This window comes from Paraburkholderia aromaticivorans (assembly GCF_002278075.1).
GTDB lineage: Bacteria > Pseudomonadota > Gammaproteobacteria > Burkholderiales > Burkholderiaceae > Paraburkholderia > Paraburkholderia aromaticivorans.
In genome coordinates this window covers 41,299-66,900 of sequence record NZ_CP022990.1, presented here as the reverse complement: position 1 = coordinate 66,900, position 25,602 = coordinate 41,299, and the positions used below count along the sequence as shown (strand labels likewise).

Genomic DNA, 25,602 nt, shown 5'->3' with positions numbered 1-25,602 from the left:
TTGGCACGGCAATCTCGGCCAGGCTCCAGCAGCGTGACGACCGCGGCCCCGTCAAAAGCCGCCCACGCCGCGCGTCACCAGCGCATACGGGCCGCTCGTCAACTGCTCCCTGAGAAACTCGATGCACACCTGGACCTTCGCCGACGACGACGACCGCTCCGCGGTCACCGCCCATACGTCGGCCGACTGCATATAGTCGGGCAACACACGCACCAGTTCGCCGGCGCGCAGGCTCTCGGCCACATCCCAGATCGACACCATCACCACGCCGAAGCCGTCCCTCGCCCACTGCACCACGATATCGCTGAGATTGGACGCAACGGTGCCCGTCACCTTCACGCTCTTTTCGCCGTCCGGCCCGCTCAGGCGCCAGACGCCGAAGCGGTCGTCGCGCCCGCGAAACAGCAGGCAGTCGTGCTGAGCCAGCTCGGCAAGTTCGACCGGCATGCCGCGGCGTTCCAGATAGTCCGGCGACGCGCAGAGTATTCGAGCGCTCTCCACGATCTTGTGCGCGATCAGATGCGGCTCCTGCACCGCGCCCACGCGAATGTCGATATCGAAGTTCTCGCCGACGAGATCGGCGCGCCGGTCCAGCAATTCCAGCCAGATCTCGAGGTTCGGATGACGCTTGCGCAGCATGGCCAGAATCGGCGAAACGTGTTTGCGCCCGAGCCTCAAGCTCGTGCTGATGCGCAACAAGCCACGCAGCTCGGTGCGGCGATCGGCGAACGCGTCGGCCATGCCCTGCACGTCGTCGAGGATTTTCTGCGCCCACTGCAAAGCGGCTTCGCCGTCGCTGGTCACGCTGACGCGGCGCGTGGTGCGCTGAAAGAGCTTCACGCCAAGACTCGCTTCCAGCATGGCAAGGCGCTTGCTGACATGAGAAGGCGACAGGCCCATTTCCGTCGATGCCGCCACGAAACTGCTCCGGCGCGCGATGTTGCAGAACAACTGGAGGTCGCGCAGAAAAGACTCATTGCTGGCTGTGAGCGCATTCTGATTTTCCATTTGGCCGCATTGTGTCGGTGCAGAAGCACATTACCCTAGCCTTAACGGATCGATCGGGCAAGCCGGGCCGGTCCGCCAGATACTCCGGACAACCAGGCACTCGTAAACCCTGTCTCCACCGTCGATTCATTCGCTGCATAGCAGCATTCGAGTATCCACGAGCAGGCCGCGCCCCGGTAAATCCTGGGTTGCATAGTTTCACTTTCAGGGCGCAAATGAGTCAGCCGTAGAAGCTGATCAAAACATTTCTGTTTCAGGAGACAACATGGAAACCAATACATCGGCAGGCGGCCACGAACACCGCTCGCAGGCCCGCAAGGCGACCGCCAGCGGCTGGATCGGATCGGCACTGGAGTACTACGATTTCTTCATCTACGCTCAGGCCGCCGCGCTTATCTTTCCGCAGTTGTTCTTTCCATCGGGCAACCCAAAGATCGCGATCGTGGCCTCGCTCGCCACGTATGGCGTCGGCTACGTCGCGCGGCCCATCGGCGCACTGGTGCTCGGGCATTGGGGCGACACCCACGGCCGCAAGAACGTCCTGCTCGTCTGCATGTTCCTGATGGGCTTCTCCACGATGGCGGTCGGCTTCCTGCCCACCTATCATCAGGTGGGGCTGCTCGCGCCCGCCTTGCTGGTGGTGTTTCGCCTGATCCAGGGCTTCGCGGTGGCCGGTGAAATCTCGGGCGCGAGCTCGATGATTCTCGAGCACGCGCCATTCGGGCGACGCGGTTATTACGCGAGTTTCACCCTGCAAGGCGTGCAGGCCGGCCAGATTCTCGCCGCCGCGGTATTCCTGCCGCTCGCGTATTTCATGGAGGAGAGCTCGTTCAACTCGTGGGGCTGGCGGATTCCTTTCCTGTTGAGCGCGGTGGTGCTGATTGCCGGCTACATCATTCGCCGCGAGGTCGACGAAACGCCCGCCTTCGCCAAGGAAGACGCGGCCGGCAGCGTACCCAAATCGCCGATTGTCGAGGCCTTCCGCTACAACTGGGGCGATATGCTGCGGGTGGTCGGCTGCTCGCTGATGAACGTGATACCCGTTGTCGCGACCATCTTCGGCGCGGCCTACGCGGTGCAGGCTTCGTACGGCATCGGTTTTTCCAAGAGCGTCTATCTGTGGATTCCGGTGATCGGCAATATCGTCGCCGTGCTGGTGATTCCCTATGTGGGCAATCTGTCCGACCGGATCGGCCGGCGCCTGCCCATCGTCGTGGGCGCGCTCGGCGCGGGTCTGCTCTCGTTCGGCTACCTCTACGCGATCAGCATCCGCAACGTCCCGCTCGCCATGGTGATGTCGATCCTCATGTGGGGCATCATCTATCAAGGGTACAACGCCATCTTCCCGAGCTTCTATCCGGAACTGTTCCCGACCCGCTCGCGCGTGTCCGCCATGGCGATCGGCCAGAACATCGGCACGACGATCACCGCACTGCTGCCCGCGCTGTTCGCCTACGTCGCGCCGCCCGGATCGCATAATGTTCCGCTCATCATCGGCTCGATCACCTTCGGCATCACCATCATCGCAGCGGTGACCGCATGGAGCGCACGCGAGAACTACCGCGTCAGGCTGAGCGATCTGGGCGAACCCAACGCCGTGCCGATGGACAAGCCCAGCTACGAGCGGATCCGCGCCGAGACCATGGCGGAAACGAGGAAAGCGCTCGCGTAAGCCGTCCCGCCCGAGCTTCGGAGGAATCGAGCCATGAACCGGATCCGGATCGCCGTGGCGGGCGCGGGTTACATCGGCCGCGCTCACATGGCTGTCGCGCAGCAGAGCGGCACATGCACGTTGTCGGCGATCGTCGATCCGTCGCCGGCGGCCCAGGCGCTCGCCGACGAGGCCGGCGTCCCGCTTTACCGCACGCTCGACGAACTGCTCGAACGGAACCGCCCTGACGGCGTGATCCTCGCCACGCCGAACCAGTTGCACGTGGAGCACGCGTTGATCTGTCTCGCGGCCGGCGTGCCCACGCTGCTCGAAAAGCCGATCGCTCCCACCGTCGACGCCGCCGAAGCGCTGGTCCGCGAAGTCGAGCGCTGCGGCGTGCCGTTGCTGATCGGGCATCATCGCGCGCACAGTCCGATTATGGCCCGCGCAAGGCAACTGATCGACGAAGGGCGGCTCGGCAAACTGGTCGCGGTAATGGGCAGCGCGGTCTTTTTCAAGCCGGATGCGTACTTCTCCGACGCGCCCTGGCGGCGCGAGCCGGGCGGTGGTCCGATTCTGCTGAACATGATTCACGAGATGCACAACCTGCGCATGCTATGCGGCGATATCGTGGCCGTGCAGGCGTTTTCCTCACATGCCGCGCGTGGTTTTCCGGTCGAAGACACGGTGGCGATCAACCTGCGCTTCGCGAACGGCGCGCTCGGCAGCTTCATGCTGTCGGACACGGCGGCCAGCGCTCGCAGTTGGGAGCAGACCTCGCAGGAAAACAAGGCTTACCCGACCTATCCGGATGAAGACTGCTATGTGATCGCGGGCACCTTCGGTTCGCTCGCCGTGCCCACCATGCGGCTGAAAACCTATCGAAAAGCTGAGGACCGTTCGTGGTGGAAGCCCTTTGAAACGAGTGTCGCGGATATGACGCGCGACGATCCGCTCAAGCTTCAACTCGACCATTTCGAGCGTGTCATCCGCCAGGAAGCCGAACCGCTGGTGAGCGCCAGCGACGGCCTGCAGAATCTACGCATTACCGAGGCGATCGCCGAAGCCGCCAACACCGGCTCGGTGATCGATACGACACGCGCCGTCGCGGCGGCCCATTGAGGTCGCGCCGACTGCACCACCGACTCCGTCATTCAAGGCAAGCTCCATGAAAACCTTCGTGATGCTTCATGGCATCAATCACAACATGTTCGGCAAGCGCGACCCCGTGCAATACGGCACCGTGACGCTGGCCGAAATCGATAGCAGCCTGCAGGCATTGGGCAAGGAACTGGGTGTCCAGGTGGAGAGCTTCCAGACCAATAGCGAAGCCGCCATGTGCGAGCGCATCCACCAGGCTTTCACGGACAATGCCGATGGCGTCATGATCAACGCCGGAGCATGGACTCACTACAGCTACGGCATTCGCGATGCGCTGGCGATCCTGACGGTGCCGGTGGTGGAAGTCCACATGTCGAACATCCATGCGCGCGAAGCGTTCCGGCATCAATCCGTCTTCGCGGAAATCGTCAAAGGACAGATTTGCGGCTTTGGGGCGGACAGCTATCTGCTCGGCTTGCGCGCGGCCGTCGCGGCCGCCGCCTGAGCTGCGACGAGTCCGCCGCGCCGCGCCCGGGGCCGTTTGCCGCGCGCGGCGCGGGCTCAGCGCCAGGCGTCGGTCAATTCGTTGGCCAGCACCATCTTCTCGCGGATCACTTCCACAAAGGCGGCATGGCTGCCAGCTTGCGCCTTGAGAAATTTGAGCGCGGCGGAATGCACCGCGCGCATTGCCCGTCCGTCGATTCCGCTCATGCGTGCGGCGCCGCGACGCGTCTCGTCGACCAGATCGCGGGCGCTGCTGAAGTCGGGCGACAAACCGCTCTGCGTCGCGAACCCGGCGCTCAAACCCGCCGCGTAGTCGCGCGAGGCTCCGAGCCGGTCGATGTCGATCAACAGATCGACACCGTCCGCCATGCGCAACGCGCAGAGAATCCACAACGCCACGAACGCGCGATACGCGTTATTGCCTTCGGCCGAGCGCGCGTAGTGTTCGCACGCCATTGCATAAGCATCCTCCGAAGTGGCCGTGGCAGGCGGCAAACCAACACCGCAAATTTCGATGGCCTGCCTGACCAACGGATCCGCCTGATTCAAGCCCAGCACACGAAACGGCGCCGCCACGAAAAACGGGTTGCTCCATTGCCGGCTGAGCAGCCACCCCGATGCGAATTGCGACGCCGGATTTCGCAACACGCCCACGTGCATGGCTTGCGGAAAAGCTTGCCGCAGCCACGGCAGCCGGCCCGACGAACGGCAGAACTTGAAGACCGCCACGCTGTCCTGTGCGGCGGTGCGCTCGCACAGATTGCGCAAATAGGCCTGCATTGGGGCAAATTCCGCGTCCGGCTGGCTGGCGAAGCGATCGAGACTGAAACCGCGTCGGTATCCGGCCACACCGGGAATCCCTTCCTGCAGAAACGGCCGGTATTCCTCGAAGTACGGCGCGGCCAGCGGCGGGTGCCCTGAAGTCAGCGTGGGGCGCGACGCGGACACGTCGGCAAGGCTCAGCTCCGCGAGCACATTGCTGAGCGGTTCGTAGAAGGCGGTCACGGTGTCGAGTTCGCGCAGACGCGACCAGACCCACGTTCCCGCACTACGCCAGCCCGTGTGCAGAAACACTGCCTGTTTCAGGGTGCTGCGCCGCGCGGCATCGTTTGACGGGCCATTCAACGGCCCATTGGACAACGGCATGTGGACTTCTCTTCAAATGAAAGCAGCCGGGAATCGGCGCAAACACACACTTTAGCGGCTCGCGCTGCCGACCGGGTGACAGAAGCGTCACTTTACCTTGCAAACCTCGGCGCATTCGTCGGCGCATTCGTCAACCAAACTGGAACCGCGCATCCAAACACTTTAAGCTGCCAGATTTCCGGACTCAAACGTGGCCGACATGAACGATTCAGCCGATATCCGCTTTCTGTTGACGCTGCGCGAAAGCGGCAGTCTGATCGCCGCCGCGCGAAAGCTCGGGTTATCGCCCTCCGCGGTCACCCAGCGCCTTCAGCAACTGGAAAAGAAGCTGGGCGCGCAACTGGTGAACCGCACCGCGCGCCGCCTGCAATTCACGGAGGAAGGCACGTTGCTGTGCGAACGCGGCGCCGAGCTCGTCCAGCAGTTCGACGCGCTGTTCGAGGAACTGCAGATGCGCCGCGGCGGCCTCGTCGGCACGCTGCGAATCAACGCGCCGCTCGGGTTCGGGCGGCGGCACCTCGCGCCCGCGATCGCCGGATTCCAGCAGCAGAATCCGGATGTCGATATCGCGCTCACGCTGTCCGACCGCCCGTTGACCGAGACGGCCGACCGCTTCGATATCGTCGTGCATATCGGCGAGTTGCCGGTGTCGAACCTGGTCGGCTACACGATTGCGCCGAACGCGCGTTTCGTCTGCGCGGCGCCCGCCTTGATCAAGCGAATGGGCGCGCCGGATTCGCCGGAAGAATTGAGCAAACTACCGTGCATCGTGCTGCGCGAGAATAACGAAGATGTCTCGCTATGGCAGTTCAACAAAGGCCGCACGCGCCGCAGCGTGCGCGTCGCGAGCCGGCTGAGTTGCAACGACGGCGACGTGATCCGCCAGTGGGCCTGCGAAGGCCGCGGTGTGATCCTGCGCTCCGAATGGGACGTGGCCGACGACCTGGCGAAGGGCAAACTCATCCGCCTGCTGCCGGAATGGAAAGCGCCGGCTGCCGACGTCATCGCGCTCACGCATCAGCGCACGGGCCTGCCGGCGCGTACCCGCCATTTCATGCAGTATTTGCAGGGCAGGTTCAGGCCGCAGCCGCCCTGGCGGCGATGAGTGTCGAGGCCCGGTTTCGACCGGTTACGCCCGGTCATAAATGAATGATTCAGTCTGCCTGAATCTATGAGTTAGCCTATTTGAACGTTGCCGTGCTGATCAAACTTTATGGTTCGTCAGTAAAAAGTGTGGGTTGTCGGCGGCTCGGGCAAATTGCCAAGTGCATGATATAGCGCGATTTCCGTCGTTCGAAACGTCCGGAAGCCGTACGCTTTTCTCATGGTGACTTTGGCCTTGTTGTTCAAACCCTCGACGATTCCGCTGGAGAACTGCTTGCGCGCATGAAAGTAGTTGAGAATCAGTTCTCGATGGGCGCGCACGGTGCGTGCGAACTTCTTCATTGGTTCGATGCGTGAGCGCATGACCCGGGTGCACCACTGATCGAGGAACTTGCCTGCCCAGACAGGCGAGATGTAATCCCAGATCTGCTGGAACTCCTCCTTGAGAAGATAGGCGCGGACACTGCGCAGGTTGTAGTGCAGCAGATCGCGCAGGCGCAGTCGCTGATTGTCAGTAAGGTTCTCTGGCCGCTTGAGCAAACACCAGCGGGACTTCTTGAGGACTGGCTCATAGCCGTCGCGGGTCATGCGGCGAGCTTCCTCGGCGCGAACCTCGTCGATCGCCTTGTTCATTTTGGCAACGATGTGGAAGCGGTCGAGGATGTTCAGCGCGTTGGGGCAATGTAGTGCGATCATCTCGATGTAGGGCCGCCACATGTCCGAGCAGACGAACTCGACCTGCTCGCACAACCGTTTGCCGATCATGACGAAGAACTTTGCGAAGCTTTCCTTCGTGCGCTCCTGGCCAACCCAAAGCAGGCGCACGCAGCTGGCCTCGATCTGATAGACCAGCGTGAGATAATTGTGCCCTCGGCCATACTGGATTTCATCGACGCCCAAAGCGCGGATGGTGCCGAGTTCGCGATGGGCCAGCCCCCAGTCGACCACCCACTCCACCGCCTGGGCAACCTTCTCCCAACTGGTGCGAAAGCTTTGCGCTGTCTCTTTCCAGGAGAGCTTGCGTGCCCACTGCGCGAGAAACAGCATGTAGGCCTTGGTCAGCGTGTGCTTGCCGATGGCCCACGGCACCGTCTCGACCTTCACGCCGCACTCACGGCAGTCGACGCGGCGCATGGCGTACAGCAAAATCACCGCGAAGCCCCAGATCGGAATAAATTCGAAACTACGCGATGCGAGCGTGTCATAGCCGCTGCCAGGCCGGTTGCAACACGAACAGATCGGCTTCGAACCCTTGCGTGGCCGCACGTCGATCTCGATGGTTTTGGACTGCTCGCACAGTCGGGCACTTTCATAGACGAAGCCGGGAAAATGATGGCAGGCATTGAGCAGGCGGGTCAGCAACATGGTTAGCAAGCGCGCGGGAATCAGTAAAGACGCTATTGTTACCTCAGATCCGCACGCACTGGAGCGCTACGTCCCGGACTTGCAGAACTGGCCTGCCTCATGGCGCTTCGAGGACGAGGACATCCCATTCGGACAGGCGCTCGTGAAGGTCTTCACACCTTTCCTGCAACACCTGCTGACCCACGGCTATGCCCGCAAAACGTTGCACCGCCACCGCGATCACCTTTGGATGCTTGGTGGCCATCTCATCGAAGTCCGTCACGTCGATCCGGACTTAGCCGCCATGGATGCCCGCACACTGCTTCTCAATGAGATCCACGAGTTCGGTGGCCCGCTTTCGAGGCACCTCTCCGAGCACGAGCAGAACGCCTTTGACGCTACCTGCAAGAAACTCTATCGCTTCCTCTGTCCCTCATGAATCGCATCAAACCACCCACAGATTCCGCCGACGAGCCAACTTTATAATCAGCTCACCGTCCACCGCCGGTTAGATCATGACTCTCGCTTCCGTGCCTGCCGCGTATCCCAAAGCGGTTCTGTTCGACCTCCTGACCGCCCTGCTCGACTCCTGGGCCTCGTGGAATCGAGCCGCCGGTTCCGAGCAGGCGGGCCGCGCGTGGCGCGCCGCCTATCTGCGCCTGACCTACGGCTGCGGCCAGTACATCGCCTACGAACAACTGGTGCGTGAAGCCGCCGCGCAGGTCGGCCTGGCCGAATCCGCCGCGCTCGCGCTCGAAGCGGACTGGCTGAAACTCGCTCCCTGGAGCGGCGCAGTCGATGCGTTGCAAACGCTCGCACCGCATTGCAAGCTGGCCGTCGTCACCAACTGTTCCGCGCGCCTCGGCACGCAAGCGGCCGACCTGCTCCCGGTACGCTGGGACGCCATCGTCACCGCCGAAGAAGCCGGCGTGTACAAACCCGACCCGCTGCCCTATCGCATTGCACTGCAAAAACTCGGCGTGCACGCCCACGAAGCCGCGTTCGTCGCCGGCTCCAGCTACGACATGTTCGGCACGGCCGCCGTCGGCTTGCGGACGTACTGGCACAATCGGGTGGGCCTGCCGCTCGTCACCGGCGCGCAGCCGCCCGAGATCGAAGCGCCGACGCTCGACTCGCTCGTGCCGTGGCTCGCGCGTTTCGGCATGAACCGGCATGACTTTGCATGACTCCCTTTTCACGGTAAAAGCATGAAACTCGACCAGATCGAAACCCCCGCCGCATTGATCGACATTGCCCGGATGCAGAAGAACATCGCGCGGATGCAGGGACATATGAACACGCTCGGCGTCGCGTTCCGGCCGCACGTGAAGACCACCAAATGCATCGACGTGGTTCGCGCGCAGATCGCCGCCGGCGCGCGCGGCATTACCGTGTCGACGTTAAAGGAAGCGGAGGCTTTCTTTGCCGCGGGTGTCCGCGACATTCTTTACGCCGTCAGCATGGCGCCGTCCAAGCTGCCGCGCGCCTTCGCGCTGCGCCGCCAGGGCTGCGATCTGAAGCTCGTGGTGGACAACCCGAACGCCGCGGCCGCCATTGCCGCATTCGGCGACCAGCACGGTGAAACCTTCGAGGTATGGATCGAGGTGGACACCGACGGGCACCGCTCGGGCATCACGCCGGAACAGGACACCCTGCTGGAGGTCGGCCGGATTCTGCATGAGAACGGCGTCAAGGTGGGCGGCGTGATGACCCATGCCGGCTCCAGCTACGAACTCGATACGCCTGACGCGCTCGCAGCGCTGGCGGAACAGGAGCGCGCAGGCTGCGTTCGCGCGGCACAGCGGCTGCGCGAAACCGGGATCGCGTGCCCCGCGGTCAGCGTCGGCTCAACGCCGACCGCCCTCGCCGCCACACAACTTGAAGGCGTCACCGAAGTGCGCGCCGGTGTGTACGTGCTGTTCGATCTCGTCATGCACAACGTCGGCGTATGCGCGCTCGACGATATCGCGCTCAGCGTGCTCGCCACCGTGATCGGTCATCAGGCGGACAAGGGCTGGGCCATTCTCGACGCGGGCTGGATGGCGATGAGCCGGGATCGCGGCACGTCAAAGCAGTCACACGACTTCGGCTACGGCCAGCCGTGCCTGCTGAACGGCACGCCGCTGCTCGGCTACGTGATAAGCGGCGCCAATCAGGAACATGGCATTCTTTCCCCGACCGGAGAAACCGCACACGCCGAGGAAGACATCACGCAGCGTTTCCCTATCGGCATGAAACTGCGCATCCTGCCGAATCACGCGTGCGCCACCGGCGCGCAGTTTCCCGACTACCACGCCGTTGCGCCGGACGGCGACAGCGTGGAATGGAGACGCTTTCAGGGCTGGTGAAACCGGGTGCGCCGGCGCTCGCCGGTCAAACGCTGAACCTCTGCTTCATTCCACTCTCCTCACTCCTCTTCTCCCTCCTCCAGACCGGCCAGCAGATCGTCCACCGCGCGATATACGCGCTCGACGATCTCCGGTCCCACCTTGCGCTCCAGCTCGCGGTAATGCGCCTCGAGGTCTCTCGAAATCACGCGCACCAGTTCCAGGCTCGTGTCGGTGAGCGACACCAGCACGCGCCGCTGATCTTCGGCAAAACGCTCCTTGGTCACCAGGTCCATGCTCTCCATGCGCGCGAGCACACCGGCCATGCTCGGGCTCGAAATCGTGCAGATATCGGAGATGTGACGCGGCTCCATCGGACCATGCTCGTTCAGCGCGCGAATCACGCGCCACTGCTGCTCGGTCAATCCATGCGCGGTAATCAATGGACGAAATCGCTCCATCATTTTTTCTCTGGCGCGCAGCAACAACATGGGCAGGTTGCGATGCAGAACTCGGGTCGAGGCGGAAGCGGACATATTGGAGGATGGATAAAAAGCAGCCGTCGAAACTTAAGGGAAAACCCGCGATCAGCCGACAGGCTATTGACCATGGATCATATCAAGCGCAATACTACTAACATGTTAGTGTTTTTGCCAGGACACAGGCCAAATATGTTTGCACTTGCCGATCACCTGCTGCATCCCGAAGGCGAAGCGCTGCCCCGTGACGTGGATGCGCGCGCCGCGGCCACGCTGCTTGCCCGCGGCGTGGCCTGTCGGGCGCCGGTTTGCGGTGCGGTCTACGGAACCCTGCTGAACGACCGCGCCGCGCTCGCGGCGCTGGGCGATGCGATGCACGCCGCACCGTATAAAGCCCCGCCGAGAGCGCCGGTGCTCTATCTGAAACCGCGCAATACGCTTGCCGGGCATCGCGCCCGCGTCGTCGTGCCGGACGATACATTGGGCGTGGAAGTCGGCGCGTCGCTCGGCATCGTGATTGGCCGCACTGCAACCCGGGTCAGCGCGGAACAGGCATGGCACTACATTGCCGGCTATACGCTGGTCGCCGATCTCAGCGTACCGCATGCGAGCGTGTACCGGCCGTCGGTGCGCTTTCGGGCCCGCGACGGTTTCTGCGTGGTCGGACCGGCCGTGGTTGCGGCGCGCCATATTCCGGCACCGGACGATCTGCCGGTCAATGTTTCGCTCAACCAACGCGCGGCTTTCAGCGCGAGCACCGCGTCGTCGGTACGCCATGTGGCGCAACTGCTCGCGGACGTAACCGACTTCATGACGCTCGGCGCGGGCGATGTCGTCACGCTCGGCGTGCCGCATGGTTCGCCTGTCGCGCATATCGGCGACACGGCCACACTGTCGATCGGCGCGATGCCGCCGCTCACGGTGTCGTTCGTCGGGGCTGAAGAACAAGCGGGAGAACAGCCATGATGCGCGGCCGCGTTGCGTATGCAGGCGCGATTCACGAAGCCTATCCGCATGCCGACGGCGTGCGTCTTGCCGATGGCCGCGTGCGGCGTGAGGACGAAGTGGTCTGGCTCGCCCCGATCGAAGTCGGCACGCTCTTCGCGCTCGGCTTGAACTACGCCGAGCATGCGAAAGAGTTGCAGTTCAATAAACAGGAAGAACCGCTCGTGTTTCTCAAGGGACCGGGCACGGTGGTAGGTCATCGCGGCGTGACGCGCCGCCCCGCCGACGTCACCTTCATGCACTACGAGTGCGAACTCGCGGTCGTGATCGGACAAACCGCGCGCAACGTCACCCGCGAAAACGCCATGCAGCATGTGGCCGGCTACATGATCGCCAACGACTACGCGATTCGCGACTACCTGGAAAACTACTACCGCCCCAACCTGCGCGTGAAGAATCGCGATGGCGGCACGGTGCTCGGCCCCTGGTTCGTCGACGCCGCGGATGTCGAAGACGTCACGCAACTGGAGCTGCGCACGTTCGTGAACGGCACGCGTCAGCAACACGGCAACACGCGCGATCTCGTCACCGACATCCCCGCGCTGATCGAATACCTGAGCAGCTTCATGACCCTCGCGCCCGGCGATGTGATCCTGACCGGCACGCCCGAAGGCATCGTCAACGTCAATGCGGGCGACGAAGTGGTCTGCGAAATCGACGGTCTCGGCCGTCTGGTCAATACGATTGCGTCCGACGCGGACTTCGGCCGCGCCTGATGGACAGCTTTACATGGGACAACCAATGCGAATCGAACATTTGATCAACGGTAAGTCGAGCGCCGCGAAAGACTACTTCGAAACCGTCAATCCGGCCACGCAGGAGGTGCTCGCCGAGGTGGCCCGCGGTGGCGCGGAAGAAGTCGACGCCGCCGTGCGCGCCGCGAGGGACGCGTTTCCCGCATGGGCCGCCCGGCCCGCCGCGGAACGCGCGAAGCTGGTCCGCAAGCTCGGGGAGCTGATCGCGAAGAACGTGCCGCAGATCTCGGAGACCGAAACGAAGGACACCGGCCAGACCATCTCGCAGACGCGCAAGCAACTCGTGCCGCGCGCCGCCGACAACTTCAGCTACTTCGCCGAGATGTGCACGCGTGTCGACGGCCATACGTATCCGACCGATACGCACCTGAACTACACGCTGTTTCATCCGGTCGGCGTCTGCGCGCTGATCTCGCCTTGGAACGTGCCGTTCATGACGGCGACATGGAAAGTCGCTCCCTGTCTCGCGTTCGGCAATACCGCCGTGTTGAAGATGAGCGAACTGTCGCCGCTCACAGCCTCGATGCTCGGCAACCTCGCGCTCGAAGCGGGCATTCCGGCCGGCGTGCTGAACGTGGTGCACGGTTTCGGCAAGGACACCGGCGAACCGCTGGTCGCGCATCCGGACGTGCATGCCGTGTCGTTCACCGGTTCGACCGCGACTGGCAACCGTATCGTGCAAACCGCGGGGCTGAAGAAGTTTTCGATGGAACTCGGCGGCAAGTCGCCGTTCGTGATTTTCGACGACGCCGATTTCGAGCGCGCGCTCGACGCCGCCGTGTTCATGATTTTCTCGAACAACGGCGAACGCTGCACGGCGGGGTCGCGCATTCTCGTGCAACGTTCTATTTATGCGCGTTTTGCCGAGCGCTTCATCGAACGTGCGAAGCGCTTGAGCGTGGGCGACCCGCTGTCCGAGAGCACCGTTGTCGGCCCCATGATCAGTCAGGGCCATCTGGCGAAGGTGCGCAGCTATATCGAACTCGGCCCGAAAGAAGGCGCGACGCTCGCGTGCGGCGGCCTCGACACGCCGGAGCTGCCCGACGCCCTGCGCCAAGGCAACTTCGTTCAACCCACCGTATTCGTCGATGTCGACAACCGCATGCGCATCGCGCAGGAAGAGATCTTCGGCCCGGTCGCCTGCCTGATTCCATTCGACCACGAAGCCGACGCAATCAAGCTCGCCAACGACATCTCCTACGGTTTGTCGAGCTACATCTGGACCGAGAATTCGGGCCGCGCGCTGCGCGTCGCGGCGGCGGTCGAAGCCGGCATGTGCTTCGTCAACAGCCAGAACGTGCGTGATCTGCGTCAGCCGTTCGGCGGCACCAAGGCTTCCGGCGTGGGCCGCGAAGGCGGCACGTGGAGTTACGAAGTGTTCCTCGAACCGAAGAACGTCTGCGTGTCGCTCGGCTCGCATCACATTCCGCGCTGGGGTGTTTGATGGGCAAACTCGCATTGGCGGCAAAAGTGACGCACGTCCCGTCGCTGTATCTGTCCGAACTCGACGGTCCGCATAAGGGCTGCCGTCGGCCCGCGATCGACGGCCATCATGAAATCGGCCGGCGTTGCCGCGAACTGGGCGTGGATACGATCGTCGTGTTCGACGTGCATTGGCTCGTGAACAGCGAATATCACATCAATTGCGCGGCGAATTTCCAGGGTAACTACACGAGCAACGAACTGCCGCATTTCATCAAGAACATGCCGTACGCGTATCCGGGCAATGTCGAACTCGGCAATCTGATCGCCGAAGTCGCCAACGAAATGGGCGTGAAAAGCCGCGCGCACAGCGACACCTCGCTCGAACTCGAATATGGCACGCTGGTGCCGATGCGCTATATGAATGCGGATCAGCACTTCAAGACCGTGTCGGTAGCAGGCTGGTGCGTGTGGCATGACCTCGACACGAGCGTGCGTTTCGGCCTCGCGGTACGCAAGGCGATCGAGGAGCGCTACGACGGCACCGTCGCGATTCTGGCGAGCGGGTCGCTCAGCCACCACTTCGCCAACAACGGCACGGCCGAGCAGTTCATGCACAAGGTGTGGAATCCGTTTCTCGAACAGATGGACCGCAAGGTGGTCGAGTTGTGGGAAGCCGGCGACTGGAAGACCTTCTGCGACATGCTGCCGCTCTACAACGAAAAATGCTGGGGCGAAGGCGGCATGCACGACACGGCCATGCTGCTCGGCGCGCTCGGCTGGGATCGCTACGACGGCAAGGTGGAAGTCGTCACGCCGTACTTCGGCAGTTCGGGCACCGGGCAGATCAACGCGATCTTTCCGGTCACGCCGCTGCCCGCCTGAGCCGCAACCAAGGAGTTCACCGTGCCGCATCTGACACTCGAATACAGCGCCAACCTTGCCGGCGAAGAAAGCATCGGAGAACTGTGCAATGCGCTCGCGCATTGCCTCGACACGCAGCGTGAAACTGGCAACGAAAGCGAACAGCGCGTCTATCCGCTCGGCGGCATCCGGGTGCGCGCGTTGCGCTGCGAGCAGTACTGCATCGCCGACGGACGCGCCGACGCCGCCTTCCTGCATGCGAACCTGAAGATCGGCGCGGGCCGCTCCGAAGCCACCAGACAGGCCACCGGCGATGCGTTGTTCGCGCTGATCAAACAGCACTTCGCCGCTCAATTCGAACAGCACGGCCTGGCGTTGTCGCTGGAGATCAACGAATTCAGCGAAGCCGGTACGTGGAAACACAACAACCTGCACGCGCGCCTGAAGGCTGAATAGCGGCTCATCGAGACTCCACCATGCTAGACGAACAGACTATCCGCGAGCTCGCGGCACAACTCGACCACGCCGAGAAAACGCGGACTCAACTGCGGCACTTCTCGGCCGCCTATCCGCAGATGACCGTGCAGGACGGCTATGCGATCCAGCGCGAGTGGGTGAAGCTCAAGCTCGCCGAAGGCCACGTGATCAAGGGCCGCAAAATCGGCCTCACCTCGCGCGCCATGCAGCGCTCGTCGCAGATCGACGAGCCCGACTATGCGCCGCTGCTCGACAGCATGTTCATCGAGAACGGCCAGGACATCCGCGTGGACCGCTTCATCGCGCCGCGCGTGGAAGTGGAACTGGCGTTCGTGCTGAGCAAGCCGCTAACGGGCCCGGGCGTGACGCTGTTCGACGTGCTGGACGCGACCGCTTACGTGACGCCGGCCGTGGAGATCATCGACGCGCGCATCGAACAGTTCGACCGCGAGACCAGAGCGCCGCGCAAAGTCTTCGACACGATCTCGGACTTCGCGGCGAATGCGGGGATCGTGCTGGGCGGCCGCCCCGTGCGGCCGCTCGACGTCGATCTGCGCTGGGTCGGCGCTTTGCTTTACAAGAATGGCGCGGTGGAGGAAAGCGGGCTGGCCGCCGCGGTATTGAATCATCCGGCCACCGGCGTGGCGTGGCTCGCCAACAAGATCGCCCCGTACGACGAAACGCTCAACGCCGGCGACGTGATCCTGAGCGGTTCGTTCACCAGCCCGATCCCCGCGCGCGCGGGCGACACTTTTCATGTCGACTATGGCCCGCTGGGCAGCATCGGCCTGAACTTCATCTGAGCTCATTCGACTCGACAACGACATGTCCCTACCGCAAAACCCTTTCAAGCGCGCTCTCGCCGCAGGCGAACCGCAATTCGGCCTGTGGGCCGCGCTCGCCGACGCTTACGTGACCGAGCTGCTGGCCACCGCGGGTTTCGACTGGCTGCTGGTCGATAACGAGCATGCGCCGAACGACGTGCGCAGCACGCTGGCCCAATTGCAGGCGGTGGCCGCGTATGCATCACACCCGGTGGTGCGCCCCGTGCGCAGCGACAGCGCGTTGATCAAGCAATTGCTCGACATCGGCGCCCAAACCCTGCTTCTGCCGATGATCGACACACCCGACGAGGCCGCCGATGCGGTCTCGGCCACCCGTTATCCGCCAGCAGGCATTCGCGGTGTAGGCAGTGCGTTGGCGCGCGCATCGCGCTGGAACCGGATACCGGATTACCTGAACACGGCGGCCGACGAATTGTGCGTGCTGGTGCAGGTGGAAACCGTGCGGGGCCTGGAGAATTTGCCGGCAATTGCAGCCGTGGATGGCGTCGACGGCGTGTTCTTCGGACCAGCGGATCTGAGTGCGTCGATGGGCCTGCTGGGCAAACCCGGCGACGCCAGCGTGCGCGAAGCGATTCGCAACGGCATCCGCACCGTGCGGGGCGCGGGCAAGGCGGCGGGCGTGCTCGCCCCCGATTCGGCGATTGCCGCCGACTATCTCGAAGCGGGCGCCACCTTCGTCGCGGTCGGCACCGACACGGGCTTGCTGAGCCGCGCCGCAGCGGATCTGGCGGCGTCGTATAAAAAGACGACAGCGATGGCGGCGTCGCCCAAGGGCGGGTATTGAGCGAATCCGCTGATTGGCGACACGGGAGCCCGCGGCGTGAGAGAAGGCGCTATTCCCGCGCAGGCCACGGCAGCCCGAGCGCCGACCAATCCAGTTCGACCCCGATCACCGAGCGCCCGGCGGTAAACTGCACCGCCAGCGTCACCGCGATACACGGCCGGCCGCTCGCCAGCGAAAGATAAGGATTGCTCGCCACCGCCACGCCCGGCAACAGCACCGCATTGCGGAAATACGGACGATGATCCCACCGCGCATCGCGCGGATTCGCCACCGGTTGCAGCGAGGCCCCGTCATTGCTCCAGGCCGGCCCCGGCACTTCCAGACCGATCTGCCGGCCCGAGTCGTCGAGGATGAAACAGCTGACGCATCTGTCGAACCTTGCCAGCGAGGCGAACGCCTCTTCCATGCCCACGCCGGCCAGCAACGCGTCGGCGGCGAGCCGCAAACCGGCCCGGTAAGGCTCCACTTCGGATTCGAACAACGCGTGCTGATGCGCGCGACCATGCGCGATGACCTCGAACGCGTCGTCGATGCGCCGATGCACCGACTCCGGCGGCGCAATCTCCGCTGCCGGCCGGCCCAGCAGATAACCCTGCGCGAAATCGACATTCGATTCCACGGCGAGAATCAGCTCCTCGGTGGTCTCCACGCCTTCGACGACCACCAGCATCCCCGCCTGATGCAGCAACGACACGAGCTTCGGCAGAATCGGCTGCTCGGTGCCGTGGCTCGTCGCGCGAATCAGTTCGCCGTCGAGCTTGACGAGGTCCGGGCGAATCCTGAACAGCCGGTCGAGGTTCGACTGACCCGCGCCGAAATCGTCGACGGCGATCAGGAAACCGTGCTCGCGGTACAACGCCGCCGCCCGCGACATGTCGTCGACGCTGCCGCCGTGCGATTCGAGAATCTCCAGAACCACGCGCTCGGGTTCGAGACCCACGGCCCGCACGATCTTCGCCAGTTGATCCGCATAACCTTCGGCGATGAACGTGGCCGGCAAAATGTTGAGGAAGAGCCACGCGCCGTCGGGCAGCGACCCGCGAGCATTGGCCAGATGCACGGTATGACTCGCGCGGTCGAGCGCGCCTTCGTCGCTGGAGGGCTTCGGCGCGAACAGCACCGCGGGCGGCACCAGCGTGCCGTCGCGCTGCTCGCCGCGCAGCAAGGCTTCGAACCCCACCTGCTTCTGATGCGACAAACTGTAGAGCGGCTGGAAATGCGAGGTGAGGTAGTAATCCTCCCATCGATGACGTTGACCCGCCGCCGCGTCCCCGGCGCCTGCCTCGCCGGCAAGCAGATGCCACGCGTCGCGCGGCAGCGGCAGTTCGGCGCACACGCGGTTTCTGCCGGAGTGCTTGGCGCGCAGCAAGGCCTCGTCGGCGCGATCGAGCAGCATCATGATGGTTTCCCCGCCGCGATGCTCGGCGACCCCGAAGCTCGCGGTCAGCCGGCCGTCCGGCCGCTCGATCGCGGCAATCGCAACGCGCAGCCGTTCGGCCAGTTGAAGCGCGCCGGTCAGCCCGTCGCGCAGCAGCAGCGCGAATTCCTCGCCGCCGATCCGGCTCACGCTGTCGTCAGCCGAAGCCTCGTCCATCAGCACCTGGGCAACCTGATAAAGCGCGTGGTCGCCCACCGCATGGCCGAAGCGGTCGTTCAGGGATTTGAAGTTGTCGATATCGAGAAAGATCGCGCTGACCCGCGTCTCCGGCGTGAGGGTCTCGAGCCGGCGCTCTGCCTGCTTGACGAACGCACGGCGGTTTTGCAGGCCGGTCAGCGGGTCGGTCGCCGCGAGTTGCGCGAGTTGGCTCTCAAGCAGAAAGTGGCTGCGGCGAAACCGGTAGAAGCCGAAATGAAACACGGCGGCGGTCGGCGCGGCGATCGCCCCGACCCACATCCCCACCACGACGCCGATGTCATGCGTGAGCGGCTCGCCGGACAGGAGCGCGAACGCCGTCGCATAGAAAAGCGCGGTGCCGACGACGAAATGCGTGGGCGTGAGCCACAGCGGCGCCGCGCAGACCGGTATCACGACCAGCGCCGGCAGCGCCCACAGCAGCGGCTGGGCGACCCCGGCAATGTTCAGCGCGAGGCCCGCCACCAATACCTGCGAGTAAGCCACGCCGATCAGGCCGAATAGCCAGGTCGAGTTCGCGCGCGGGATCGCCAGCACCAGCAGGGCGAGCAGCAGCGCGCATGCGAGCCGGTACGCGAGCGGCGTGGCCGGGCCGTCGACCAGGTTGCGCGCCCCGACGAAGCACAGGAACGCGACCACCGTGAACGCCATGGTCGCCGTGGACAGCGGACGCTGGTGCTCGAGCGAGCGCAGGTGGAAGCGATCGCGTAGACCGGAATCGGGCGGGTGCTGCTGTGAGGTGGAAAGCATATTGATAGATATCAGCCGGGTTCCGGTCACTCTGCCAATGGATATCGGCAAACATCTGACAAATATTTATGCCTTTCATGCAAATGCCGCGAAATTTCCGTTTCCGCGCCGTCTGCCCTACGCCGTCATCACCCGGTCGCGGCCTGACGCCTTGGCGGCGTACAACGCGCCATCGGCCCGCGCCATCAACTGGGCGAGCGATTCGTCGCGCCGCAGTTGGTCCACGCCGACGCTGAAGGTGTAGCGCAGCCCGCGCGGCAACTCGTCCGGCGCGGCCGCCGCGAGGCGGGTCCGCAGACGCTCGAGCAGGCCCGCCGCCTCCGCGGTGGTGGTGAGCGGGCACAGCACGCCGAATTCCTCGCCGCCCAGCCGGCCGAACACGTCGCCCGCCCGCAGGTTGCGCGCGACGAACGTGGCGAAGTGGCTCAGCACCTGGTCGCCGGCGGCGTGGCCGTGCCGGTCGTTGACGGCCTTGAACGAGTCGATGTCGATGATCGCCATCGCCAGCGGCGAACGGCTTCGCAGCGACGCGTCCAGCAGCGCGCCGCCGGCCGCCAGAAACGCGCGGCGCGACAGCGCGCCCGTCAGCTCATCGATATTGGCGAGCCGTTCGAGCCGTTGCGCGAGGCGGTCGTGCGCCAGCATCACCACGCCGATCGACAGACACGGCGACGCCAGAATGCCGAGCGCGAGAAAAATGATGTTGGACGGCGACACCTGCAGCAGACCGGTCTGCGTCAGCCAGCCAAAGCCGTACATCAGCCCGCGCGCGGTATGCGCGGCGAACAGGAGCAGGGCCGCTCCCGCGAGGAAGTAATAGCTGTAGCGCGGCCGGTTCGCGGGACGCCCGCGCAGCATCGCCACGCCGAGCACGACATAAAGGCTCGCGTGAAACGCCGACACCAGCGCGACGCGCGCGTTGAAGTTCGGCGCGGCGAAGGTCCAGTACGAGATGCCGAGCAGCACCGCGACGAGCCCGAGGTAGGCCGGCCAGAGCCGCGCGCGCCGCCCCAGAAAGCGCAAACAACCTTCCACCACCAGCAGCAGCGAAGCCGCCATCAGGACGTTGGACGCCACGAAGGTCAACCACTGCGACGCATGGCCTTGCAGGGCGAAAGCGAGCAGCGCGACGATCGCCACGGCGTTGGCCGACACCCAATAGCCGACGCCGGGAATCGCCGCGCGCCACAACGATCCGAGCACGGCGATTGCCATGACGCCCGATAGAACGGTGACGAGAAGAATGCTGAGTGGATTGAACATTGCAGCGAATGAATCGAACGGCGTCGTAACGAGATGCCACGCACGCACCTGGCGCGCGCGGCGAGATGCGCGTGCGCAAGCTTAACGGGCGCGGGCGAAACCTGAGAAATGAAAGCAACTGGAAAGATTCGGAAAGGATAACGGCGAGGTTGATCGGACGGCGCCGGCGTAAGCGCGAATCGTTGCATTTACCACGAAACGAAACAGCTCAATCAAACGACGCAATGCGCCGTCAATACACCCATCACGGCCGCGATCTTACCGGACATCATTGCCGGCGCTGCAAGCGGCTGATTCAGGCGGCAAGAATTACTCAGTCAATCTGCAACCGTTGCAATCGAATCCGCGTATACGTAGACGAATCGAGAGTGGTTAAATCTTAATGTCTTAAGTAGACTGCTTCGAAGTGTGGTGAACGGACTAGACAGCCCGAGAAAAGTGACCTAGGCCGGTAATGCTGCACGATTCCCGACAACACTTTTCTTCGCGGTCGGCCGTGGGCGGCCGATGCTCAAGCGGTTCGAAGCAACGGCCGACTCCCGGAAAACATGGTCCCAATTCTCGATTACCTGCTGGAACGCCAAATCTCGCCGCAGTGGCGCGGCATGCTGACCGCCCTCGCAAGCGAGTTCGAAGCGCAGATCGGCCGCGACGAACTGCGCCAACTGATGCACCGCGTCGGCAGCCGGTTTGCGGCGGCCCATCCGTTGCCCGCCTGCGACTCCACCGCCGAGCTCGCGCGGACCTTGAATCTGCACTGGCATGACATGGACTGGGGCTACGTCGAATTGTCCGACGAACCCGAGTCACTGCGCATCGTTCACTACTGCGCGCCGTTGCAGGCGTTCGGCGGCAACGCGCTGGCGTGGACACCGGCGTTTCTCGAAGGCGTGTATCAGACCTGGTTGAGCGCGTTGGGCGCGCAGGGTCTATCAGTAGCGCAAACGAGCGGGTATAGCGAGGACACCGCGATCGAGTTTCGTCTGGGCCGTCATCCTGTTTGAACGAGACGGGCGAGCCGGCCGTCATGCGGGTGCGTCGGACGCGCGACGAAATAGGCAAAGCAGCGCAGGCAACACCAGGCAACACACGCAGTGGAGAAAACGCGCCAGACCGGTGCGCGTGAAGTGGCGGGTCAGACAGTACCCGTGTTTTAGCGCCGCGAACACAAGTTGGGATCGGGGCAAGGCTAGTGATGAACAAGACGGCGGCACTATGAGCTCATCGAGCGACATCGAGAAACTTTTCGATCATTTTGGCGGCGACGCCAACGCGTACCAGGAAATCGGCCGCGAAAACGAGGCGCGTTCGGCGCGCACCCGTTGGCCACTACTAGTCACGCTCGATCTGAGTCAACCGTTGATTCCCGCAATCGGGCAGCGTCGCGAGGCCAGGCCTCAGTCGCCGGCGGCGGGCTCACCCGTAGCCGTCGATCGTCAAGACAGCGCGCCAAAAGATGCAGCGTCGGTCACGCGCGCCAAGGCGCCGTTATTCACGCGTTCGCATCGGCGGGACATTCCGCCCGTAGCGGTGGCCGCTACGGCTGGCGCGCCGCGCGGCGCTTCGCGATTTGGCGCGTTCGCACCGAAAGATGAAGCGGCGCCGCAAGCGGCAGTCGGCGCCGCGCGAGCCGACGCGGCGGCGCCCGAGGCTGCGCGAACCGAGCCGGCCGCTTCGGGGGTTGCCGTTCCTGGAGCTCTCGCATCTGTACCCCCCGCAGCCCCCGCTTCTCCGGCCGCGGCTCCTATAACCCCCGCTTTTGCAGCCCCCCTTTCCGTGCGTCCCGTCATTCCCTTGCGCACGCCGGCCGCCCAAACGGTCCCGGCCGCCGCCTCCAGTTGGACGCAAGCTCCGGCGCCCGTGCGCGCTTATACGGCAGCACCGTCGATCTCGTCAACGCCGCCGGCAGTCACCGCACCCGCCGCGCCGCCGCAACCTGCTTCGATCCTCGGCAAGCTTTTCGCGCCGCAACCCGGACCCACGCCGCCGCGACCCGCCGCGCCCAGCGGCGGCCCGGCGCCGTTGCAAAGCATCTTCGACCGCCTGCGCGGCACGCCCGCTCAAACGGCCACCGCACCGGCCGGCACCGCGCCCGCCGCCACGCCCCGCCCCTCCAACTCGTGGCTGGTCAACGGCCCTCGTCGCTCATGAAAGTCATCGCGGTGGTGTCCGCCAAGGGCGGGGTCGGCAAGACCACCCTCGCCGCCAACCTCGCTTCGGTGCTGGCCGCGAGCGGCCGGCGGGTGATTGCGCTCGACCTCGACCCGCAGAACGCGCTGCGCCTGCACTTCGGCGTGCCGCTCGACAGCATCGACGGTTTGTCGCGCGCCACGCTGACGGGCGACCCGTGGCAGACCGTGATGTTCGACGGCGTGGACGGTGTAACGGTGCTGCCGTACGGCGCGGTGCTCGAAGACGACCGCCGCCGCTTCGAAGCGTATATCGACCAGGAGCCGCGCTGGCTCTCGCAGTCGTTGCAGAGCCTGCACCTCGACCCCTCCGATATCGTGATCATCGACACGCCGCCGGGTTCGTCCGCGTATGTGCGCACGGCCTTGTGCGCGGCCACCTTCGCGCTGAACGTCGTGCTCGCCGACGCCGCGTCGTACGCCGCGATTCCGCAGATGGAGCGGCTGATCGAAACCTATGCGGCGCCGCGCGCCGAATTCGGCGGCGTTGGCTACGTGATCAACCAGATCGACCAGTCGCGCCAACTGACCAAAGACGTGCTCAAAGTGCTGCGCCAGATGCTCGGCGCGAAGCTGTTCCCGGGCGTGATCCATCTGGACGAAGGCGTGAGCGAAGCGCTCGCTTGCGACACCACCTTGATTCACTACGATCCGCTCAGCCAGGCGGCCGCCGACTTTCGCGCGTGCGGCACGTGGCTGACGGCGGCGATCGACGCCATCGCCGTGTCGCCGAGGAACGTCGCATGAGCACGACGCCATCGCAGGGTCTGGAGCCGGCCGAGCCGTCGCGGGTGGAACGCTTCGTCGACGCGCGCTTCTGGAACAGCCGCATCGTCACCGGACTCGTTACGCTGTTCGCGCTGGCGATGCTGTACTTCGTGTTCACCGTGCCGCTCGCTTTCTACGAACAGCTGACGTTCGCCACCTGCTGCTTCGTGACCGCCCTCATGTTCCGCCGCCTGCAAGGCCGGTACGCGACGATGGTGATGATCATGCTGTCGGTGGTGACCTCGGGCCGCTACATGTACTGGCGCCTGACCGCGACCACGTACTGGGAACATCCGCTCGACGCCGCCTGGGGTCTGCTGCTGGTGTCGGCCGAGGTGTATTCGACCATCGTGCTGCTGCTCGGCTACTTTCAGACGGCATGGCCGCTCAAGCGCACGCCGATGCCGCTGCCCGCCTCGCGCGACGCTTGGCCGAGCGTCGACGTCTTCATTCCGACCTACAACGAGCCGCTCTCGGTGGTGAAGCCGACCATCTACGCCGCGCTCGCGCTCGACTATCCGGCCGAGAAGATCTCGATCCATGTACTCGACGACGGCCGCCGCCCCGAGTTCAAGGCGTTCTGCGAAGAGGTCGGCGTCAACTGGACCATTCGCACGCACAACCGCCACGCCAAGGCCGGCAACATCAACGAAGCGCTGAAGATCACCAGCGGCGAATACCTCGCGATCTTCGACTGCGATCACATTCCGACCCGCTCCTTCCTGCAGATCGGCCTCGGCTGGTTCCTGCGCGACAAGCTGCTGTCGATGCTGCAAACGCCGCACCACTTCTTCTCGGCCGATCCGTTCGAGCGCAACCTCGGCACGTTCCGCAAGGTGCCGAACGAAGGCGAACTGTTCTACGGTCTCGTGCAGGACGGCAACGATCTGTGGAACGCCACGTTCTTCTGCGGTTCGTGCGCATTGCTGCGGCGGACCATGGTCGAAGAGATCGGCGGCATTGCCGTCGAAACCGTGACTGAAGACGCGCACACCGCCTTGAAGCTGCACCGGCTCGGCTACACCACCGCGTATCTGGCGATTCCGCAAGCGGCGGGGCTTGCCACGGAGAGCCTCTCCGGCCACATCGGCCAGCGGATTCGCTGGGCGCGCGGCATGACGCAGATCTTCCGGATCGATAATCCGCTCACCGGCAAGGGGCTGAAAATCGGCCAGCGCCTGTGCTATCTGAACGCGATGATGCACTTCTTCTACGGCATCCCGCGTCTGGTGTTCCTGACCGCGCCGCTGTCGTATCTGTTCTTCAACGCGCACGTGATCGAAGCCGCCGCCGGCACGATCGCCATCTACGCGCTGCCGCACATGATGCACGCGAGCATCACCAACTCACGCATGCAGCGCTCGTTCCGCCATTCGTTCTGGGCCGAAGTGTACGAATCGGTGCTGGCCTCGTACATCACCGCGCCGACCCTGCTCGCGCTGATCAACCCGAAGCTCGGCAAATTCAACGTGACGGCCAAGGGCGGCCAGATCGAGAAGAACTACTTCGACTGGGCCATCTCGCGGCCGTATCTGTTCCTGCTGTTGCTGAACCTGATCGGCTTCTGCGTGGGCATCGTGCATATCTATTTGAACTGGCACGTGCGCAGCGTGGTGCAGACCACGATCCTCAATCTGGGCTGGACCACCTACAACATGCTGATTCTCGGCGCGAGCGTGGCCGCCGCGAGCGAGCGCCGGCAGATTCGCGCGGTGCACCGCGTGGCGATGCAGATGCCCGTGATGCTCAAGTTCTCGACCGGCCGCACGCTCGCCTGCGAAACCATCGACTACTCCGAAGGCGGCGTCGGCGTGGCGCTGCCCGCCTCGATCCAGGTACCGATGCACGAACGCGTGACCGTCTCGCTCTTTCGCGGCGACGAGGAATATGCGTTCCCCGCGACCGTCGGCTTCACCGCGCCGGGCCGCGTGGGTCTGCGCTTCTCGGCAATGACGCGCGAGCAGGAGTACGAGTTCGTCAAGACCACCTTCGCACGCGCCGACGCGTGGACCGGCTGGGCGGAAGGACGGCAGCAGGACACGCCTTTGCGCGGTCTGTCGCATGTGCTGACGGTCGGCGCGCGCGGCATCGCGGGGCTGTTCGAGCATCTTTATGCCGACCTTCGCAGTTCGATGAAAAGCCGTCCAATGGACGTCAAGAAGCTGAAAACCAAAGACTGATCT

The 25,602-nt window shown here is 64.1% G+C and carries 24 protein-coding genes; 18 read left to right on the top strand and 6 right to left on the bottom strand.

Annotated elements, in window-relative coordinates:
• Nucleotides 1–51: 51 nt before the first annotated feature.
• Nucleotides 52–1,008 carry a LysR family transcriptional regulator gene (locus CJU94_RS20095; RefSeq protein WP_095420492.1) on the bottom strand — a complete coding sequence of 319 codons (957 nt, stop codon included), beginning with the start codon at nt 1,006–1,008 and terminating at the stop codon, nt 52–54.
• Nucleotides 1,009–1,273: 265 nt separating this feature from the next.
• On the opposite strand from CJU94_RS20095, the gene CJU94_RS20090 reads away from it, so the two are divergent.
• Genes CJU94_RS20090 through aroQ form a run of 3 tightly spaced genes read left to right on the top strand, consistent with a single transcriptional unit; the run spans nt 1,274 to nt 4,265 of the window.
• The gene (locus tag CJU94_RS20090; RefSeq protein ID WP_095420491.1) at nt 1,274–2,680 is read left to right on the top strand and encodes an MFS transporter; all 1,407 of its coding nucleotides are present in this window, start codon (nt 1,274–1,276) and stop codon (nt 2,678–2,680) included.
• A 33-nt stretch (nt 2,681–2,713) separates the two neighbouring features.
• The gene (locus CJU94_RS20085; RefSeq protein ID WP_095420490.1) at nt 2,714–3,781 is read left to right on the top strand and encodes a Gfo/Idh/MocA family protein; all 1,068 of its coding nucleotides are present in this window, start codon (nt 2,714–2,716) and stop codon (nt 3,779–3,781) included.
• Between the two features lie 46 nt (nt 3,782–3,827).
• Nucleotides 3,828–4,265 carry a type II 3-dehydroquinate dehydratase gene (aroQ, locus tag CJU94_RS20080; protein WP_095420489.1) on the top strand — a complete coding sequence of 146 codons (438 nt, stop codon included), beginning with the start codon at nt 3,828–3,830 and terminating at the stop codon, nt 4,263–4,265.
• A 56-nt stretch (nt 4,266–4,321) separates the two neighbouring features.
• Here aroQ and CJU94_RS20075 read toward each other — a convergent pair whose 3' ends face one another.
• Nucleotides 4,322–5,410, bottom strand: a complete 1,089-nt coding sequence (locus CJU94_RS20075) for a hypothetical protein (RefSeq protein WP_095420488.1) — start codon at nt 5,408–5,410, stop codon at nt 4,322–4,324.
• Between the two features lie 199 nt (nt 5,411–5,609).
• Here CJU94_RS20075 and CJU94_RS20070 point away from each other — a divergent pair, with 199 nt between their 5' ends.
• Nucleotides 5,610–6,515 (top strand): LysR family transcriptional regulator, encoded by a 906-nt coding sequence (locus tag CJU94_RS20070; RefSeq protein WP_095422709.1) that lies wholly within the window; start codon nt 5,610–5,612, stop codon nt 6,513–6,515.
• Between the two features lie 116 nt (nt 6,516–6,631).
• On the opposite strand, the gene CJU94_RS20065 is transcribed toward CJU94_RS20070, so the two are convergent.
• On the bottom strand, nt 6,632–7,879 hold the full coding sequence (locus CJU94_RS20065; protein ID WP_095417046.1) for an ISL3 family transposase: 1,248 nt from the start codon (nt 7,877–7,879) through the stop codon (nt 6,632–6,634).
• On the opposite strand from CJU94_RS20065, the gene CJU94_RS20060 reads away from it, so the two are divergent.
• The 3 genes from CJU94_RS20060 (at nt 7,878) to CJU94_RS20050 (ending at nt 10,206) form a co-directional block, all read left to right on the top strand.
• Nucleotides 7,878–8,297 carry a hypothetical protein gene (locus tag CJU94_RS20060; RefSeq protein WP_095417045.1) on the top strand — a complete coding sequence of 140 codons (420 nt, stop codon included), beginning with the start codon at nt 7,878–7,880 and terminating at the stop codon, nt 8,295–8,297. The genes CJU94_RS20065 and CJU94_RS20060 overlap by 2 nt on opposite strands.
• Nucleotides 8,298–8,373: 76 nt before the next feature.
• Nucleotides 8,374–9,045 (top strand): HAD family hydrolase, encoded by a 672-nt coding sequence (locus tag CJU94_RS20055; protein ID WP_095420487.1) that lies wholly within the window; start codon nt 8,374–8,376, stop codon nt 9,043–9,045.
• 21 nt (nt 9,046–9,066) lie between these two features.
• On the top strand, nt 9,067–10,206 hold the full coding sequence (locus tag CJU94_RS20050) for a DSD1 family PLP-dependent enzyme (protein WP_095420486.1): 1,140 nt from the start codon (nt 9,067–9,069) through the stop codon (nt 10,204–10,206).
• Nucleotides 10,207–10,265: 59 nt separating this feature from the next.
• On the opposite strand, the gene hpaR is transcribed toward CJU94_RS20050, so the two are convergent.
• On the bottom strand, nt 10,266–10,676 hold the full coding sequence (hpaR, locus tag CJU94_RS20045) for a homoprotocatechuate degradation operon regulator HpaR (RefSeq protein WP_095420485.1): 411 nt from the start codon (nt 10,674–10,676) through the stop codon (nt 10,266–10,268).
• A 180-nt stretch (nt 10,677–10,856) separates the two neighbouring features.
• Between hpaR and CJU94_RS20040 the strand changes: the two genes are divergently transcribed.
• The 7 genes from CJU94_RS20040 to hpaI are packed head-to-tail and all read left to right on the top strand — an operon-like array spanning nt 10,857 to nt 16,816.
• The gene (locus CJU94_RS20040) at nt 10,857–11,630 is read left to right on the top strand and encodes a fumarylacetoacetate hydrolase family protein (RefSeq protein ID WP_095420484.1); all 774 of its coding nucleotides are present in this window, start codon (nt 10,857–10,859) and stop codon (nt 11,628–11,630) included.
• Nucleotides 11,627–12,385, top strand: coding sequence for a fumarylacetoacetate hydrolase family protein (locus CJU94_RS20035; RefSeq protein WP_095420483.1), 759 nt, complete (start codon nt 11,627–11,629; stop codon nt 12,383–12,385). Before CJU94_RS20040 ends, CJU94_RS20035 begins: the two co-directional genes overlap by 4 nt.
• Nucleotides 12,386–12,410: 25 nt before the next feature.
• Nucleotides 12,411–13,868, top strand: a complete 1,458-nt coding sequence (gene hpaE, locus CJU94_RS20030; RefSeq protein WP_095420482.1) for a 5-carboxymethyl-2-hydroxymuconate semialdehyde dehydrogenase — start codon at nt 12,411–12,413, stop codon at nt 13,866–13,868.
• The gene (gene hpaD / locus CJU94_RS20025; RefSeq protein ID WP_095420481.1) at nt 13,868–14,731 is read left to right on the top strand and encodes a 3,4-dihydroxyphenylacetate 2,3-dioxygenase; all 864 of its coding nucleotides are present in this window, start codon (nt 13,868–13,870) and stop codon (nt 14,729–14,731) included. The genes hpaE and hpaD overlap by 1 nt, the downstream gene beginning before the upstream one ends.
• 21 nt (nt 14,732–14,752) lie before the next feature.
• Nucleotides 14,753–15,166: a 5-carboxymethyl-2-hydroxymuconate Delta-isomerase gene (locus CJU94_RS20020; RefSeq protein ID WP_095420480.1), complete on the top strand. Its 414-nt coding sequence runs from the start codon at nt 14,753–14,755 to the stop codon at nt 15,164–15,166.
• Between the two features lie 20 nt (nt 15,167–15,186).
• The gene (gene hpaH / locus CJU94_RS20015) at nt 15,187–15,990 is read left to right on the top strand and encodes a 2-oxo-hept-4-ene-1,7-dioate hydratase (protein WP_095420479.1); all 804 of its coding nucleotides are present in this window, start codon (nt 15,187–15,189) and stop codon (nt 15,988–15,990) included.
• 22 nt (nt 15,991–16,012) lie between these two features.
• The gene (gene hpaI, locus CJU94_RS20010) at nt 16,013–16,816 is read left to right on the top strand and encodes a 4-hydroxy-2-oxoheptanedioate aldolase (protein ID WP_095420478.1); all 804 of its coding nucleotides are present in this window, start codon (nt 16,013–16,015) and stop codon (nt 16,814–16,816) included.
• Nucleotides 16,817–16,865: 49 nt separating this feature from the next.
• Here the strand turns inward: hpaI and CJU94_RS20005 are convergent, their stop codons facing one another.
• Together CJU94_RS20005 and CJU94_RS20000 are read right to left on the bottom strand one after the other, a co-directional pair.
• Nucleotides 16,866–19,199, bottom strand: a complete 2,334-nt coding sequence (locus CJU94_RS20005; protein WP_095420477.1) for a bifunctional diguanylate cyclase/phosphodiesterase — start codon at nt 19,197–19,199, stop codon at nt 16,866–16,868.
• A gap of 117 nt (nt 19,200–19,316) precedes the next feature.
• Complete coding sequence (locus CJU94_RS20000) at nt 19,317–20,462, bottom strand: GGDEF domain-containing protein (RefSeq protein ID WP_095422708.1); 1,146 nt, start codon at nt 20,460–20,462, stop codon at nt 19,317–19,319.
• A 548-nt stretch (nt 20,463–21,010) separates the two neighbouring features.
• On the opposite strand from CJU94_RS20000, the gene bcsD reads away from it, so the two are divergent.
• The 4 genes from bcsD (at nt 21,011) to bcsA (ending at nt 25,599) form a co-directional block, all read left to right on the top strand.
• Nucleotides 21,011–21,466: a cellulose biosynthesis protein BcsD gene (gene bcsD / locus CJU94_RS19995; RefSeq protein WP_095420476.1), complete on the top strand. Its 456-nt coding sequence runs from the start codon at nt 21,011–21,013 to the stop codon at nt 21,464–21,466.
• Between the two features lie 211 nt (nt 21,467–21,677).
• A complete protein-coding gene (bcsP, locus tag CJU94_RS19990) occupies nt 21,678–22,613 on the top strand; it encodes a cellulose biosynthesis protein BcsP (protein ID WP_095420475.1) in 936 nt (311 codons plus the stop codon).
• The gene (bcsQ, locus tag CJU94_RS19985; RefSeq protein ID WP_095420474.1) at nt 22,610–23,398 is read left to right on the top strand and encodes a cellulose biosynthesis protein BcsQ; all 789 of its coding nucleotides are present in this window, start codon (nt 22,610–22,612) and stop codon (nt 23,396–23,398) included. The genes bcsP and bcsQ overlap by 4 nt, the downstream gene beginning before the upstream one ends.
• Nucleotides 23,395–25,599 (top strand): UDP-forming cellulose synthase catalytic subunit, encoded by a 2,205-nt coding sequence (gene bcsA, locus CJU94_RS19980; protein WP_095420473.1) that lies wholly within the window; start codon nt 23,395–23,397, stop codon nt 25,597–25,599. The genes bcsQ and bcsA overlap by 4 nt, the downstream gene beginning before the upstream one ends.
• The last annotated feature ends 3 nt before the right edge of the window (nt 25,600–25,602 follow it).

Bases quoted from the DNA above. Each gene is read 5' to 3' on its own strand.
- CJU94_RS20095 (WP_095420492.1), bottom strand. From the start codon at position 1,008: ATGGAAAATCAGAATGCGCTCACAGCCAGCAATGAGTCTTTTCTGCGC.
- CJU94_RS20090 (WP_095420491.1), top strand. From the start codon at position 1,274: ATGGAAACCAATACATCGGCAGGCGGCCACGAACACCGCTCGCAGGCC.
- CJU94_RS20085 (WP_095420490.1), top strand. From the start codon at position 2,714: ATGAACCGGATCCGGATCGCCGTGGCGGGCGCGGGTTACATCGGCCGC.
- aroQ (WP_095420489.1), top strand. From the start codon at position 3,828: ATGAAAACCTTCGTGATGCTTCATGGCATCAATCACAACATGTTCGGC.
- CJU94_RS20075 (WP_095420488.1), bottom strand. From the start codon at position 5,410: ATGCCGTTGTCCAATGGGCCGTTGAATGGCCCGTCAAACGATGCCGCG.
- CJU94_RS20070 (WP_095422709.1), top strand. From the start codon at position 5,610: ATGAACGATTCAGCCGATATCCGCTTTCTGTTGACGCTGCGCGAAAGC.
- CJU94_RS20060 (WP_095417045.1), top strand. From the start codon at position 7,878: ATGGTTAGCAAGCGCGCGGGAATCAGTAAAGACGCTATTGTTACCTCA.
- CJU94_RS20065 (WP_095417046.1), bottom strand. From the start codon at position 7,879: ATGTTGCTGACCCGCCTGCTCAATGCCTGCCATCATTTTCCCGGCTTC.
- CJU94_RS20055 (WP_095420487.1), top strand. From the start codon at position 8,374: ATGACTCTCGCTTCCGTGCCTGCCGCGTATCCCAAAGCGGTTCTGTTC.
- CJU94_RS20050 (WP_095420486.1), top strand. From the start codon at position 9,067: ATGAAACTCGACCAGATCGAAACCCCCGCCGCATTGATCGACATTGCC.
- hpaR (WP_095420485.1), bottom strand. From the start codon at position 10,676: ATGTTGTTGCTGCGCGCCAGAGAAAAAATGATGGAGCGATTTCGTCCA.
- CJU94_RS20040 (WP_095420484.1), top strand. From the start codon at position 10,857: ATGTTTGCACTTGCCGATCACCTGCTGCATCCCGAAGGCGAAGCGCTG.
- CJU94_RS20035 (WP_095420483.1), top strand. From the start codon at position 11,627: ATGATGCGCGGCCGCGTTGCGTATGCAGGCGCGATTCACGAAGCCTAT.
- hpaE (WP_095420482.1), top strand. From the start codon at position 12,411: ATGCGAATCGAACATTTGATCAACGGTAAGTCGAGCGCCGCGAAAGAC.
- hpaD (WP_095420481.1), top strand. From the start codon at position 13,868: ATGGGCAAACTCGCATTGGCGGCAAAAGTGACGCACGTCCCGTCGCTG.
- hpaH (WP_095420479.1), top strand. From the start codon at position 15,187: ATGCTAGACGAACAGACTATCCGCGAGCTCGCGGCACAACTCGACCAC.
- hpaI (WP_095420478.1), top strand. From the start codon at position 16,013: ATGTCCCTACCGCAAAACCCTTTCAAGCGCGCTCTCGCCGCAGGCGAA.
- CJU94_RS20005 (WP_095420477.1), bottom strand. From the start codon at position 19,199: ATGCTTTCCACCTCACAGCAGCACCCGCCCGATTCCGGTCTACGCGAT.
- CJU94_RS20000 (WP_095422708.1), bottom strand. From the start codon at position 20,462: ATGTTCAATCCACTCAGCATTCTTCTCGTCACCGTTCTATCGGGCGTC.
- bcsD (WP_095420476.1), top strand. From the start codon at position 21,011: ATGGTCCCAATTCTCGATTACCTGCTGGAACGCCAAATCTCGCCGCAG.
- bcsP (WP_095420475.1), top strand. From the start codon at position 21,678: ATGAGCTCATCGAGCGACATCGAGAAACTTTTCGATCATTTTGGCGGC.
- bcsQ (WP_095420474.1), top strand. From the start codon at position 22,610: ATGAAAGTCATCGCGGTGGTGTCCGCCAAGGGCGGGGTCGGCAAGACC.
- bcsA (WP_095420473.1), top strand. From the start codon at position 23,395: ATGAGCACGACGCCATCGCAGGGTCTGGAGCCGGCCGAGCCGTCGCGG.